Source organism: Rhizobium sp. BK008, from assembly GCF_014197345.1.
GTDB classification, from domain to species: Bacteria; Pseudomonadota; Alphaproteobacteria; order Rhizobiales; family Rhizobiaceae; genus Rhizobium; species Rhizobium anhuiense.
Window position 1 is genome coordinate 15,001 of record NZ_JACIFK010000010.1, and the last position, 13,149, is coordinate 28,149.

The following is a 13,149-nucleotide window of genomic DNA, read 5'->3' on the forward strand; positions in this document are numbered from 1 at the left end:
GACACGCTGATCGGCGGGGCGGGGGACGACATCTATGCCGTCGACAATGCCGGCGACAGCGTCACCGAGAACGCCAGCGAGGGGACCGACACGGTCCGCACGAACCTGGCAAGCTATACGCTTGGCGCCAATGTCGAGAACCTCACCTATAACGGAACGGCAGCCTTTGCCGGAACGGGCAACTCGCTGGACAACCTTATCATCGGGGGCGCTGCCAGCGATACGCTTTCCGGCGGCGACGGCAATGACACGCTGAATGGCAGCGCCGGTGCCGACACGCTGATCGGCGGAGCGGGGGACGACATCTATGCCGTCGACAATGTCGGCGACAGCGTCACCGAGAACGCCAGCGAGGGGACCGACACGGTTCGCACGAACCTGGCAAGCTATACGCTTGGCGCCAATATCGAGAACCTCACCTATAACGGAACGGCGGCCTTCACCGGCACCGGCAATGCATCCGCCAACACGATCACCGGCGGTAACGGGGGCAACACGCTTACCGGTGGTGCCGGCGACGATATTCTCATCGGTGGGGCGGCAGCGGACTTTTTCATCTATTTGCCGAACTGGGGCCACGATACGATCACGAATTTCGTGGCGACCGGCACAGCGCATGACACCATCAGGATCGATCACAGCGTTTTTGCCGATTGGGCGTCGCTTCTTGCCGCATCCAGTCAGTCTGGCAGCGATACAATCGTTACCGCGGATATCAACAACACCATAACGTTGAAGAATGTCGCCGTATCGAGCCTGGAGTCGACGGATTTCCAGTTTGCGTGACCTTCGCTCGGACTTCCCCGGCGGAACCTTCTGCCGAGGAGGAGTGGGCCGAGATTATTGCGGCGGCGTGCCGCAACCTGGGTCCTTGGTTGAAGGCCGTCATAAGTCAGGTGCTTAAGACGCCTCGCCGAGTTGGGCGGCGCCAATATTGGGGAGCTGTCTCAACGTTGGTGGCAGCGCCAAACGTGGTAGCGAGAGCCAAAAACAGCGCGGCCCGCGCGATGGCGGGCCGTGTATCGGCGAGGCTTTCGTTTCAACGGGTCTCATATCGTGATGCCCTGATCGGAACCGCGACTCCGACCGTCCGTTACCCTTTGAGGAACGGAGGACATGGACATGCCCAAGAGAAAAGCCATCGTCGAGGCGGCGCTCGAGTCCGGGTACGAGCGCCAGGCACTGGGGATCATGAATACGGAGCAAGCTCTGAAGCTTGAGGATTCCGAGGGTCTTGTTTTCAGTCATCCAGATAAAGAGGCCGGCGTAACGGATCATTTTATTGATCAGGATGAGCTGCGCCGCTTGGTGCGGCGGTCAAAGTCGCCGCTTCCCCCATTGCAATCGCAGGCTCGTACGACGCGTTCGTCCTGAACTTCAGGCAATCATGTAGCCGCCGTCCACCGGCATCGATATCCCGTTCACCATGGCAGCCTGATCGGAGAGCAGGAAAAGAACGACCTCGGCGATGTCTGCCGGTTCGGCGAAGCGACCGACGGGGATTCGCTTCATCATTCCCGCGGCCTTCTCGGGATCGCTCCATGCTTTCACCGCCATGGGGGTCAGCGTCACCGTTGGGTGGACGCCGTTGGCGCGGATGCCGTGCGGTGCAAGCTCCTTTGCCATGACCCGCGTCAAGCCATCCAACCCGCCCTTCGACGCACAATAGGCAGCGTGATCGGGGATGCCGACGAAGGACGCGACCGACGAGACGTTGACGATGGCGCCCTTGCGGCCCGCCTTGATCAGCGAACGGGCATATTCCTGGGCCACGATCATCGGAGCACGGGTGTTGACCGCAACAAGTCGGTCGAATGCTTCGACTGTCGTATCCAGGAACGGCTGGAGTTCGGTCGTGCCGGCGCAGTTGACGAGGAAATCGGCGGGAAGGGCAGCGATGACAGCCTCTCTGGTCGCATCGGCATCGGCGAGATCGACTTGTATGGCCCGGCAGCCGGATTTCTGTTGCAGCGCTTCGACATCGGCAGCACTCCGGGTCAGCGCGACGACCTGCGCACCCCGTTCGATGAGCATCCTTACAATTTCGCGTCCGATGCCTTTTCCGGCACCGGTCACGATGACCGTCTTTCCTGTGAACTCCATGGATCGCCTCCCTTACAGTCTCTGGCCTGTTTCCCGATCGAAGATATGCGCACGCCGGGGATCGATATGGAAGTACATCGTCCGTCCGGGATCGACTTCGATGCGCTCGCGGATCAGGGCGTCGATCGGCACGCCTCCCGTGCGGCCGAAGATCAATGTCTCCGAACCCGTGGGCTCGAACACCGAGACCTCGACCGGAACGCCTTCATCGCCGATGGTGATATGCTCCGGCCGGATGCCGTAGGTAACGGCTCTTCCTTCGTCCGCATTTGTACTTCCCATGGGAAGGGCGATACCCTGGTCGGTGACGACGACCTTCCTGCCGTCGCGGGTCGCGATGCGGCCCTGCAGGAAGTTCATCGATGGGCTGCCGATGAAGCCTGCGACGAAGAGGTTGACCGGGAAGTCGTAGAGATCGAGAGGCTTGCCGATCTGCTCGACCCTGCCGTCACGCATCACCACGATCTTATTGGCCATTGTCATGGCCTCGATCTGGTCATGCGTGACGTAGACGGTGGTGGTCTTCAGCCGCTGGTGAAGCTCCTTGATTTCGACGCGCATGGTGACGCGAAGCTTGGCGTCGAGGTTCGACAACGGCTCGTCGAACAGGAAGACCTTCGGATCGCGCACGATCGCGCGGCCCATCGCCACACGTTGACGCTGTCCGCCAGACAATTGCTTCGGATAGCGGTCGAGATAACGCGTCAGGTCGAGGATCTCGGCAGCTCTGCCGACCTTCTCGTCGATCTCCGCCTTGGGGCGCTTGGCCATCTTCAGCGGAAAGCCCATGTTCTCGGCGACCGTCTTGTGCGGATAGAGCGCATAGCTCTGGAAGACCATCGCGATGTCGCGCTCCTTCGGCGGAGCGTTGGTAACGACACGGCCGCCGATCCGGATGTCGCCGCCGCTGACGGTCTCAAGACCGGCGATCATCCGCAGCAGGGTGGACTTGCCGCATCCGGATGGGCCGACCAGCACGACGAATTCGCCGTCCTCGATGTCGACACTGACGCCGTGCATGACCTGGAGTGCGCCATACCTTTTGGTGACGTCGCTCACCTGTACATTTGCCAAAGTCGTTCCTCCCTAAAGCAGCAATTTAAAGTGCGGCAGCATCCTTTGCGCGTCTGATGAGACGCGCGGCGCTGTCGTGTCTTGATGGTGTTGACGGAAATTCATCGGCTCATCCCTTCCAGACGAGATAGGCGCCGAGGACTGCCGAGATTGCTGCCGCAAACCATACCGAAAGCCCGAACGGCTCGATGAACCGCATCCAGAACAGCGAGAGCGCGACCCAGATCACAATCGAGATGAACAGCCGGTCGAACCAGTTCGTTTCGATCGGCAGAAAGCCCGGCTTGCGTTCACCATTTCCTGACGGATATGTCATGGCTTCATCCTTTCACGGCGCCGAAGGTCAGGCCGGCAACGATGTGACGCTGGACCACCGAAAACACGATGAGCGCCGGAACCAATGTCAGCATTGAGATCGCGGCCATGATGCCCCAGGCCGTTCCCGTGGTCGTCACATATTCCGACAGGCCGGTGGTCAGCGTCCGCGCATTGAAATTGGTGAGCGTCGCCGCCAGCAGATATTCGTTCCATGCAAACACCCAGGTCAGGATCAGCGTCACCGCAAGTCCGGGCCGTGCCAGGGGGAAGACGATGTCGTAGAGGACGACCCATGGGCTGGCGCCATCCATATAGGCCGCCTCGTCCAACTCCTTCGGAATGGCTTCCACGGTCGGTCGCAGCGTCCAGATTGCGAAGGGAAGGTTGAAGGAGCAGTAGACCAGGATCATGCCGAGCCGGGAATCGGCGAGCGAGAAGTCGCCGATCCTGTAGACCTGCGTCAGCAGCAGGAAGAGCGGCAGCAGGAAGACTGCCGGCGGCGCCATGCGGTTGGTGATCGTCCAGAAGAAGATACTTTCCTTGCCGGCAAGCTCGAAGCGCGTCAGGGCGTAGCAGGCAAAAAAGCCGAGCGTCGTCACGAGCAGCGCGTTGCCTGACGAGATGATCAGCGAATTGAGCATGTAGCCGCGCAAGGTCGGATTGGTCAGCACGTCCTGATAGTTCTTCCAGAAGAAGCTCCGGAGAATGACGTCGGGCGTCGAGAACAGGTCGAAGGGCTGTTTCACCGATATGACGAACAGCCAGTAAATCGGGAAAAGCGTCGCGAGGCTTATCAGCGTCCACAGGACGACCGGAAGCCAGGGGGTCTGGTTCTTCATCGCGTCAACCTCTCTTCACGCGGGGCGCAATCAAGCCGACATAGAGCAGCCAGCAGACGACGATGGTGAGGTAAAGGACGATGACGGAGATCGCCGAACCGTAGCCGTAATTCGTCTTGGGAAAGACTTCCCGGAAAATATGGACGCCGATGTAGCGCGTCGATGAACCCGGACCGCCGCCGGTCAGCATCAGCACTTCGTCGACGGTGCGCAGCGCATCCATCAGCCGGATGAACACCGTGGCGAGCAGGGCCGGGCGGATCAAAGGGAGTGTTATGTGCCAGAAGATCTGGCTCTTGCCGGCGCCGTCGATCTGCGCCTGCTCGAAGGGGTCTGACGGAAGCGAGACGAGGGCGGCGATCAGCGAGAGGGTGACGAGCGGCGTCCAGTGCCAGATATCCATGATGACCGTCACGGTGAAGGCCGCGACGGCACTCTGGCCGATATTCAGATCGTAGCCGAACCAGCTTCGGAGGAGATAGGGAATGATGCCGATCGACGGCGTGGTCATCAGCTTCCAGACAGAGCCGACGATGATCGGCGCCATGATCAGCGGCAGGGTATGGATCGTGCGAAACACCGCTTTTCCGGGAAAGTCCTTGAGCAGCGCCTGGGCGAGGATGTAGCCGAGGACCAGCTCCGACACGACCGCGAAGAAGACGAATGCCAGGGTTATGCCGAGCGATGCCAGGAACTGCTGGTCGAAGACCAGCCGCCGATAGTTCTCAGCCCAGTTGAAGATCATGCCCGGATTGGCCGCGAACGGGTTCCATGAATGGAAAGAGACCCAGAGGACGTAGACGAAAGGAAAGATCCCGAACAGTCCGAGGATCACTATGGTCGGTGACAGCAACAGCCACCCGAGCTTCTGCGAATGCATCGCCTATCCCCCATTGAACGTTATGTGGACGTCCGCTCCACCTGGAGCGCAAAGATGACGGGTCGCAGGAAACGACCCGTCAGTTGGGGAGGATGTTTTATTTGCGATAGCCGAGCGAGGTGAGCTCCTCTTCGGCCTTGGCCGCCATCTGGTCGAGGCCTTCATCGGGGCCGATCTTGCCGGTCAGGATGTCGTAGAAGATCGGAGCGGTCGCTTCACGCACCTGCGCATGGAAGGGGTAGGGAGGAGCGCCGGCGAAGAGCTTGCCCTCGTCCTTCAGCATTGTGTAGAAGCCGCCGAGCTTGGCGTCCATCTCCTTCACCTTCGGATCGTCGAACGTCGCCGTGTTGGTGATGCGCGGTGCGGCGATGGCCCAATCGGGCTGAACTTCGTTCTGACCGATGAATTCGAGGAAGAGCAGCGACGCTTCCTTGTTCTTGGACGTGACCGGCACGCCGAAGGCGCCGCCATCATAGTAGCCGATATAGCCCTTTCCGGCTTTCGCATCATCCAATACGCCCGGCTCGAGCGGCGGCAGAGCGAAGCCGACCTGGCCGACCACCTTCGACTGCGCCGGATCGCTGGCGATCCACGCGGCATTCTCACCATAGATCAGCCCCTGGGCGACACGGCCCGCGGCAAACGTCGTTGCGGTTTCCGTCCAGGTTGACTGGGTCGATTCCGGAGGAGCGATGTCGCGCAGGTGCAGCCAATATTTCAGCGCGGCCTTCGCCTTGTCACCGTTCATCGAACCGCCGTGTTCGACCGTCGCCGCATAATTGTTCTTGGCGTCGATGCCCCAATTGTAGACCCCGAAGGTCGGCACGATGGACTCGAAGAATTCATACCAGGAGGCCGGATGGCCGGTATGGGCCTGAGCGGTCGTGCCCCAGAGCTCCAGACCGTTGTCCTTGCCGTATTTCGTGAAGAATTCGGCAATCTGGGTGTACTCCTCGTGGGTCGTCGCCGGCTTCAGGTCCTTGCCGGTTTCCTTCTTGAAGGCTTCCTTGATCTTCGCATCGTCGAAGAGGTCCTTGCGATAGAGATAGGTCTTCAGGAAGGCTTCCATCGGAACGCCGAAGAGATCGCCGCTCGTGTCCTTGAAGTAGTCGGCAAAGCTGGTGAAGTTCGCATCGTCGTAGGTCGGCGCTTTCAGATCCGGCTGGTCTTTCAGCGTCTTAGTGATGTCGACGAGGAAATTCCTGGCGAGATAGGAGTAGATGATGTCCTGCTCGATGTAGACCATGTCATAGATGCCGGTCTTGGCTTCCATGTCCTTGATGGCCTTGTCGTACATCTGATCCCAGGACGTGGTCTCGATGTCGACCTTGATGCCGGTCTTCTTTTCGAATTCCGGAGCAAGCACGTTCTTGATGTAGTTCGACGGCGGGGTGCTTTCGGTGACGCCGTGCAGGGTCACGCCCTTGTATTTAGCCCCCGCGTCGGACCAGAAGTCGGCCCAGGCCGGTGAAGCGGTGGCGGCGAGGCCGAGCGTCAGCGCAAGCGCGCTAGCCTTCAAAGCATAGTTCATTTCCAATCCTCCCAGAGTGCAGCGAGATCATTTCGCCGGTGCTTTGTGTAGGCTAAAAAAACCGGCGGCGCAACATTTGTTGTCTAAACATGCAAATCATGAGCCTATCCCATTGATTTCTGCAGAAACTAATTTCTGGTGAGAGGCAGGGTAAGCGCAAAAACGGCATAATATATTGCATTGCAAAGAAATTTTGCGAAGCAGCAAAAAGTTAGCCGCTGAAATTATTTGTTGCCTCACCAAACTAAATGGCATAGCACTGTCCGCGATCAAGAGCATCTCGCGGAGGAAAAGGCTATGCGTCGATTGGGTATCCATTCATTTGTATGGACAGGTGGCCAAACGCAGGAGGGGCTGGAGATGGCCCTGAACAAGACGGCCGAACACGGATATCGCACCATCGAATTTGCCTATCTGCGCCCCGAGAAATTCAACCTCGATCGACTGGCGAAGCTTGCCCAATCCCTTGACGTCGAGATTGGCGTGACGATGGGTCTGCCGCTCGACAAGGACGTATCGAGCGAGGACATGTCTGCTGTCTCCGCCGGCAAGCAGACGCTGGCCGACGCCGTTCGGGCGGTCCGCGATATCGGCGGCAACAAGCTCGGCGGGATTCTCTATTCCGCCCACACCAAATACAATCGCCAGCCGACGAGGAAGGGCTGGGACAACAGCGTCGCCGCGATCGCCGCGACCGGCGAGGTCGCCAGGCAGGCAAACGTCGACCTCGTGCTGGAGGTCGTCAACCGGTTCGAGACGAACCTGCTGAATACCACGGCGCAGGGGCTGAAGTTCATCGCCGAGACGGGATCGGAGCATGTCCGTCTCCATCTCGACACGTTCCATATGAACATCGAGGAAGCCAATCCGGCCGCGGCGATCCGTCTCGCCGGCGACAAGATCGGTTATTTCCACATCGGCGAGAGCAATCGCGGCTACCTCGGCGACGGCGTCATCAACTTCGATCTGATCTTCGACGCGCTGCTCGACATCGACTATAGGCGCGACATCGTATTCGAAAGTTTCTCGACGACGGTCGTCGACGAGGGCCTGTCGCTCGCCTGCGCGATCTGGCGCGACACCTGGGAGGATAATGATCCGCTTGCAGCACACGCGAAGCGCTACATCGAGCTGAAATATGACGAGGCCAAGCGCCGCCGCGCCACAAACGCGCGGCCCTAATTATCCTTCTGACAGCCTGTTCCAGTCGTGTAAGGGTTGGGCGACTTGAAGGGAATTGAAATATGAACGACACCGTCTCCATCGGAAGTTCGCCGCGCAGGATCCGACAGAACAATATCGTCGCCGCCTTGCAGACGATCTACGCTCACCGAAGCCTCAGCAGGGCGGATCTCGCCCGCAAGCTCGGGATGAACCGTTCATCCTCGGGAGAGATCGTCGCCGAACTGACGGAAGGCGGGTTCGTTCAGGAATCGGACGAGAGCGGCAAGCAGCGCTCGGAGCCCTCCCGCGCCGGGCGGCCGGGCATCATGCTCGAACTGGTTCCCGATGCCGCGTTCTTCGTCGGAATCGAGATCGGCGTCGAGCATATATCGGCAGCCGTCATCGATCTCTCCGCAGAAGTCCGGGCCTGTCGAAAAATGGCGTTCGATACACCGTCTTCGACGGTGGAGGAGGCGGTGGCGCAGGGTGTCGAGCTCATTGTCGGCGTGATGGCGAAGAGGATGATCGGCAGGTGCAAGGGTCTCGGCATATCGACGCCGGCCCATATCCGGCCGGATGGTTTTGTCACCCTGGCACCGATCATCGGCTGGCGGGACGTGCCGTTGAAGGAGATTGGCCGATCCGCTTTCCTGGCCGTTGTCCCGGCCGCCGTCCCGATCACGGTCGAAAACGACGCCAACGCCTTCGCGATCGGTGACAGCTATCGCCACGGCGCCGCGGGAGTGACCCTGTTCCTGCTCATGGAAACCGGCGTCGGCGGCGGCATCATGATCGATGGCAAACTGTTTCGTGGCGGCCACGGTCTGGCGGGAGAAATCGGCCACACCCTGGTGCCGGGAAGCGGTGGTCAGAAGTTTGAACAGCTGATCGGTCGCGAGGTGCTCATCAGGCAGTATCGCGAGGCTGTCGGCCGCGAGAACGCCGATCTGCAGGATTTCCTCGGCGACGTTCGTGACCGTGTCCCGGCTGCCGTCAACATCGCCGAAACCTGGTCGCGCCATCTCGCCTACGCATTGCTGCAAGCCTGTCGCCTGCTCGACCCGGACAGGATCGTGCTGGGCGGCTCCGTGGCATCCCTCTACCCGATGGTCGCTGCCCGCGTGGCGGTCCACATGTCGGAGAGCCAGAACATCCCTTTCCCCACGCCTGAGATCGTCGTGGACAGTGATGCGGAGTTCGGTTCCGCCTTCGGGGCGGCATGCATGTTGCACCAGCGCTTTCTGTCACTGGAGAGCGAGGAGTTCGGCAGCGAGGACGGTGCGCCGGTCCAATCGGCGACGAGTTGACGACAAGAACTATCGAAAGCAGGATTGCAAATGGCTTCAGTACTGGCTCCGGACGCGCTTGGTCCCACGATTTGCGTAGGCGAGATCCTTGTGGAGATCGTCGCCACGACGGTCGGAGACGGATTTCTCGAAGCCCAGCCGCTGGTCGGTCCGTTTGCGAGCGGCGCGCCGGCGATCTTCATCTCGCAATGCGGCCGGCTCGGCGGCAAGTCGGCCATGGTCGGCGCTGTCGGCGATGACGATTTCGGCCGGGTGAATACCGATCGCCTCAAACGCGACGGCGTCGACGTTTCGGCGATCTCGATCGATCCGGACTATCCGACGGGAAGCGCGTTTGTCCGCTACCGCAAGGATGGCTCCAGAGATTTCGTCTACAACATCGCCACATCGGCAGCCGCGCGCTTCGGCTGGTCTCAAACGGTCGGCGATCTCATCGATCGGAGCGGGCATCTTCACGTGATGGGCTCGGCTCTGTCGGTCCCCAGTGCGCGCGAGGTGATCGACAAGGCGGTCGATATCGTCAAGGCGCGCGGGGGAACGCTCTCGGTGGATCCGAACATTCGCAAGGAGTTGAAGCTGGACGAGGACACCGAGCGCCGGTTTTCCAAGCTTGTTGCCATGGCTGATCTGCTTCTGCCGTCCGGAGAGGAGCTTGAACGCGCCGCAGGTGTCGAAGGCGAGGCGGAAGCAATCCGCCGCTTATTCGAGATGGGCGTCAAGGAAATCGTGCTGAAGCGCGGCGCCGACGGCGCGACCTATTTCGGCAGGCAAGGAGACCGCATCGAGGCTCCGGCATTCGTCGTTCGTGAGGTCGATCCGACCGGCGCCGGCGACTGCTTCGGCGGAGCCTATCTCACCTGCCGGCGGCTCGGAATGTCTCAGAAGCAAGCGCTGACCTATGCTTCCGCCGCCGGCGCCCGCAATGTGACGGTGCTAGGTCCGATGGAAGGCGCCGGCACTCGGCAGGAACTCGATGCATTTATTGCTTCAACGGAAAGGCGGCCGTGATGCAGGTGCACCTCGACGAACTGGCCAGACTGAGGATCGAAGGCCGCCCGAAAGGCGTGACCTCCGTATGCTCCGCTCATCCGATCGTACTTCGGGCAGCACTCCGGCACGGGCGGCAACAGGAAAGCACCGTCCTGATCGAGGCGACCTGTAACCAGGTCAATCACCTCGGCGGCTACACCGGAATGACGCCAGGCGACTTCGCGTCTCTCGTCATGAAGATCGCGGCCGAGGAGGCGTGCCCCGAAGAACTGATCGTTCTCGGCGGCGATCACCTCGGCCCCAATCCCTGGCGCGACCGCCCGGCGGAAGAGGCCATGGCCGAAGCGGAGAAGATGGTTGCCGCCTATGTCGAGGCCGGTTTCCGCAAGATCCACCTCGACGCCTCGATGGGCTGCAAGGGCGAGCCGGTGGCGCTCGACGACGAAACCACCGCCCATCGCGCCGCCCGGCTGGCTGTTGTCGCCGAGGCCTCGGCGAAAAAGGCCGGCGGCGCGATGCCGGTTTACGTCATCGGCACCGAAGTGCCGCCGCCGGGTGGAGCCGACCATGCCCTCACGACGATCGAGCCGACGGCTGCAGCGGCGGCGCTGAAGACGATCGATGTCCACCGCCGGGTCTTTGCCGAGGAGGGCCTAACGGAGGCGTTCGGACGCGCTATCGGGCTGGTCGTTCAGCCGGGTGTCGAGTTCGGCAATCACAATGTCATCCTTTATAACCGCAGCAAGATCGAGGCGCTGCAATCAGTGCTCGCCGAGGAGCCGCAATTCGTGTTCGAGGCTCACTCGACCGATTATCAGGGCACCCGGCCGTTGGCCGCGCTGGTGGCGGACGGGTTTCCCATTCTGAAAGTCGGTCCGGAGCTGACCTTCGTCCTGCGCGAGGCGCTCTATGCGCTGGATGCGATCGCGTCCGATCTGTTGCCCGACTACGGGGAGCGCCCGCTCTATGCGGCGATGGAAACGCTGATGCTCGATCAGCCCGGCAATTGGAGCCGCCACTACCACGGAACCGACGGCGAGAAGCGGTGGCTGCGGCACTATTCGCTCTCCGACCGTATCCGCTACTACTGGGCGTCGGCTGAAGCGCAAGATGCCGTCCGGCGCCTGTGCGGGGCCCTTCGAGGTCAATCCGTACCGCTGCCATTGCTTTGGCAGCATATGCCGGCCGCGCGGCACTTCGCGGATGCGCCGCTCGATCCGGAACAGGTTTTGGTCTGGAGAGTGACAAGGAGTCTTTCGGACTATCACGCCGCCTGCGGCGTCGGAAAGAATGAGCAATCAGCATCAAGATAGGAGGAGAAATCGATGACGGAACTGAATGGGAAGATCGCAGCGGTCACGGGTGCAGCATCCGGTATTGGCCTTGCTTCGACGGAGGCGATGCTCGCCGCAGGCGCGACGGTCGTGCTGGTGGACCGCGATCAGAAGGCGCTTGAGACGGTTTGCGAACGGCTTGGCGAGCGCGCCATTCCGCTGGTGATCAACTTGCTGGATCCGGACCAGTGCGCGGGACTGCTCGAGGGCGTCCTGTCGAAGACGGGCAAACTCGACATTCTGCATGCCAATGCGGGCACCTATATCGGCGGCGACCTGATGGAAACCGACCTCGATACCATCGATCGGATGCTCAATCTCAACGTGAACGTCGTCATCAAGAACGTTCGAAATGTCATTCCTCACATGATCGAACGCGGCACTGGCGACATTGTCGTCACCAGCTCGGTCGCCGGACATTCGGCGATTCCGTGGGAACCGGTCTATTCGTCATCGAAGTGGGCGATGACGTGCTTCGTCCAGACGATGCGACGCCAGCTCCTGAAAAATGGCATTCGCGTGGGGTCGGTTTCTCCAGGGCCGGTGATCAGCGCTCTGCTGGCGGATTGGCCGGAAGAAAACCTTCGCAAGGCCAAGGAGGCCGGCGCTTTGATCGAGCCCAAGGAAGTCGCCGACGCGATCATCTTCATGCTGACCCGGCCGCGCAACGTCACCATCCGCGATATCGTGGTGCTTCCAAGCGCATTCGACATCTGAAGGAGCCGAACATGAGCTACCAGGAGAAATTTCGCCTTGTCGGCGAACGCGCGGTGGTCACCGGCGGAGGGCGCGCGATCGGCCTTTGCTGCACCGAGGCGCTGGCGGAGGCGGGTGCTGCCGTCGTCGTCATCGAACGCAGCGAGGCCGACGCTGAGCAAGCGCTTGCGTTGCGCGACAAAGGCTACGACATCGAAGTCCGGGTCGGCGACGTCACCGACGCGGCCCGCATGGAAGCGATCGCGACCGAGCTTGCCGATGCAGGCCGGCCGGCGACGATCCTCGTCAACAATGCCGGCATCGGCCAGAGCGGCATCCCGGCGGAGGATCTCACCGACGCCGACTGGTTGCGCATGATGGACGTCAATCTCAACGGCGTCTTCTGGTGCTCGCGCGCCTTCGGTCGTCCCATGATTTCGCTGAAACGCGGCGCCATCGTGAACCTCGGCTCGATGTCGGGGCACATCTGCAACCGGCCTCAGCCTCAGACGGCCTATAACGTCTCCAAGGCGGCGGTCCATCACCTCACGCGCTCGTTGGCGGCTGAGTGGGCGCATCACGGCATCAGGGTCAATGCCGTCGCACCCACCTATATCGAGACACCGATGGTGGTCGCCGTCGAAGCCAATCGCGAGCGGATTCCGCTCTGGCTCGCCGACACGCCGATGGGGAGGATGGGAACGCCGGAGGAGGTTGCAAGTGCTGTCCTCTTCCTCGCATCGGGCGCCGCCAGCCTGATGACCGGGGCGATCGTCAATGTCGATGCAGGTTTCACCTGCTGGTAATCCTTGCGGGACAGGCGCGAGGGGCGCCTCGTCCGCACTGGAAGGTCGGCAGCCGACAAATCAACCATGTGGAAACGTTACCACATTTTCTTGACTCGCAATTCCGC

The 13,149-nt window shown here is 61.1% G+C and carries 14 protein-coding genes; 8 read left to right on the forward strand and 6 right to left on the reverse strand.

Annotated elements, in window-relative coordinates:
- The coding region (locus FHT69_RS34395; RefSeq protein ID WP_281414285.1) for a calcium-binding protein at positions 1-786 on the forward strand (786 nt) is incomplete at its 5' end.
- Positions 787-1,116: 330 nt separating this feature from the next.
- Entirely contained in the window at positions 1,117-1,374 is a 258-nt protein-coding gene (locus FHT69_RS29350; protein WP_183904545.1) for a hypothetical protein, read from the forward strand.
- Between the two features lie 3 nt (positions 1,375-1,377).
- Here the strand turns inward: FHT69_RS29350 and FHT69_RS29355 are convergent, their stop codons facing one another.
- The 6 genes from FHT69_RS29355 to FHT69_RS29380 all read right to left on the reverse strand — a co-directional run bounded on the left by FHT69_RS29355 (position 1,378) and on the right by FHT69_RS29380 (position 6,745).
- Entirely contained in the window at positions 1,378-2,103 is a 726-nt protein-coding gene (locus FHT69_RS29355; protein WP_183904544.1) for an SDR family oxidoreductase, read from the reverse strand.
- Positions 2,104-2,115: 12 nt separating this feature from the next.
- The gene (locus tag FHT69_RS29360; RefSeq protein ID WP_028756846.1) at positions 2,116-3,177 is read right to left on the reverse strand and encodes an ABC transporter ATP-binding protein; all 1,062 of its coding nucleotides are present in this window, start codon (positions 3,175-3,177) and stop codon (positions 2,116-2,118) included.
- Positions 3,178-3,286: 109 nt separating this feature from the next.
- On the reverse strand, positions 3,287-3,493 hold the full coding sequence (locus FHT69_RS29365) for a DUF2160 family membrane protein (RefSeq protein WP_183904543.1): 207 nt from the start codon (positions 3,491-3,493) through the stop codon (positions 3,287-3,289).
- A 4-nt stretch (positions 3,494-3,497) separates the two neighbouring features.
- Positions 3,498-4,334 carry a carbohydrate ABC transporter permease gene (locus FHT69_RS29370; protein WP_028756848.1) on the reverse strand — a complete coding sequence of 279 codons (837 nt, stop codon included), beginning with the start codon at positions 4,332-4,334 and terminating at the stop codon, positions 3,498-3,500.
- 4 nt (positions 4,335-4,338) lie between these two features.
- Positions 4,339-5,214 (reverse strand): carbohydrate ABC transporter permease, encoded by an 876-nt coding sequence (locus tag FHT69_RS29375; protein WP_047613532.1) that lies wholly within the window; start codon positions 5,212-5,214, stop codon positions 4,339-4,341.
- Between the two features lie 97 nt (positions 5,215-5,311).
- Positions 5,312-6,745 carry an extracellular solute-binding protein gene (locus tag FHT69_RS29380; protein ID WP_047613534.1) on the reverse strand — a complete coding sequence of 478 codons (1,434 nt, stop codon included), beginning with the start codon at positions 6,743-6,745 and terminating at the stop codon, positions 5,312-5,314.
- Positions 6,746-7,042: 297 nt separating this feature from the next.
- On the opposite strand from FHT69_RS29380, the gene FHT69_RS29385 reads away from it, so the two are divergent.
- From FHT69_RS29385 to FHT69_RS29410, 6 genes are all read left to right on the forward strand, one after another.
- On the forward strand, positions 7,043-7,927 hold the full coding sequence (locus FHT69_RS29385; protein WP_028756851.1) for a sugar phosphate isomerase/epimerase family protein: 885 nt from the start codon (positions 7,043-7,045) through the stop codon (positions 7,925-7,927).
- Positions 7,928-7,989: 62 nt separating this feature from the next.
- Entirely contained in the window at positions 7,990-9,216 is a 1,227-nt protein-coding gene (locus FHT69_RS29390) for an ROK family transcriptional regulator (protein WP_183904542.1), read from the forward strand.
- Between the two features lie 30 nt (positions 9,217-9,246).
- Positions 9,247-10,224, forward strand: a complete 978-nt coding sequence (locus FHT69_RS29395) for a sugar kinase (protein ID WP_047613539.1) — start codon at positions 9,247-9,249, stop codon at positions 10,222-10,224.
- Positions 10,224-11,519, forward strand: a complete 1,296-nt coding sequence (locus FHT69_RS29400) for a D-tagatose-bisphosphate aldolase, class II, non-catalytic subunit (protein WP_183904556.1) — start codon at positions 10,224-10,226, stop codon at positions 11,517-11,519. The genes FHT69_RS29395 and FHT69_RS29400 overlap by 1 nt, the downstream gene beginning before the upstream one ends.
- Positions 11,520-11,531: 12 nt before the next feature.
- On the forward strand, positions 11,532-12,257 hold the full coding sequence (locus FHT69_RS29405) for an SDR family oxidoreductase (RefSeq protein ID WP_097631221.1): 726 nt from the start codon (positions 11,532-11,534) through the stop codon (positions 12,255-12,257).
- An 11-nt stretch (positions 12,258-12,268) separates the two neighbouring features.
- Positions 12,269-13,042 (forward strand): SDR family NAD(P)-dependent oxidoreductase, encoded by a 774-nt coding sequence (locus tag FHT69_RS29410; protein WP_127431224.1) that lies wholly within the window; start codon positions 12,269-12,271, stop codon positions 13,040-13,042.
- The last annotated feature ends 107 nt before the right edge of the window (positions 13,043-13,149 follow it).

What these genes read in the sequence shown, in the direction of transcription:
- FHT69_RS29365 (WP_183904543.1), bottom strand. Translation starts at nt 3,493, where the DNA reads ATGACATATCCGTCAGGAAATGGTGAACGCAAGCCGGGCTTTCTGCCG.
- FHT69_RS29355 (WP_183904544.1), bottom strand. Translation starts at nt 2,103, where the DNA reads ATGGAGTTCACAGGAAAGACGGTCATCGTGACCGGTGCCGGAAAAGGC.
- FHT69_RS29390 (WP_183904542.1), top strand. Translation starts at nt 7,990, where the DNA reads ATGAACGACACCGTCTCCATCGGAAGTTCGCCGCGCAGGATCCGACAG.
- FHT69_RS29400 (WP_183904556.1), top strand. Translation starts at nt 10,224, where the DNA reads ATGCAGGTGCACCTCGACGAACTGGCCAGACTGAGGATCGAAGGCCGC.
- FHT69_RS29350 (WP_183904545.1), top strand. Translation starts at nt 1,117, where the DNA reads ATGGACATGCCCAAGAGAAAAGCCATCGTCGAGGCGGCGCTCGAGTCC.
- FHT69_RS29370 (WP_028756848.1), bottom strand. Translation starts at nt 4,334, where the DNA reads ATGAAGAACCAGACCCCCTGGCTTCCGGTCGTCCTGTGGACGCTGATA.
- FHT69_RS29385 (WP_028756851.1), top strand. Translation starts at nt 7,043, where the DNA reads ATGCGTCGATTGGGTATCCATTCATTTGTATGGACAGGTGGCCAAACG.
- FHT69_RS29380 (WP_047613534.1), bottom strand. Translation starts at nt 6,745, where the DNA reads ATGAACTATGCTTTGAAGGCTAGCGCGCTTGCGCTGACGCTCGGCCTC.
- FHT69_RS29375 (WP_047613532.1), bottom strand. Translation starts at nt 5,214, where the DNA reads ATGCATTCGCAGAAGCTCGGGTGGCTGTTGCTGTCACCGACCATAGTG.
- FHT69_RS29410 (WP_127431224.1), top strand. Translation starts at nt 12,269, where the DNA reads ATGAGCTACCAGGAGAAATTTCGCCTTGTCGGCGAACGCGCGGTGGTC.
- FHT69_RS29395 (WP_047613539.1), top strand. Translation starts at nt 9,247, where the DNA reads ATGGCTTCAGTACTGGCTCCGGACGCGCTTGGTCCCACGATTTGCGTA.
- FHT69_RS29405 (WP_097631221.1), top strand. Translation starts at nt 11,532, where the DNA reads ATGACGGAACTGAATGGGAAGATCGCAGCGGTCACGGGTGCAGCATCC.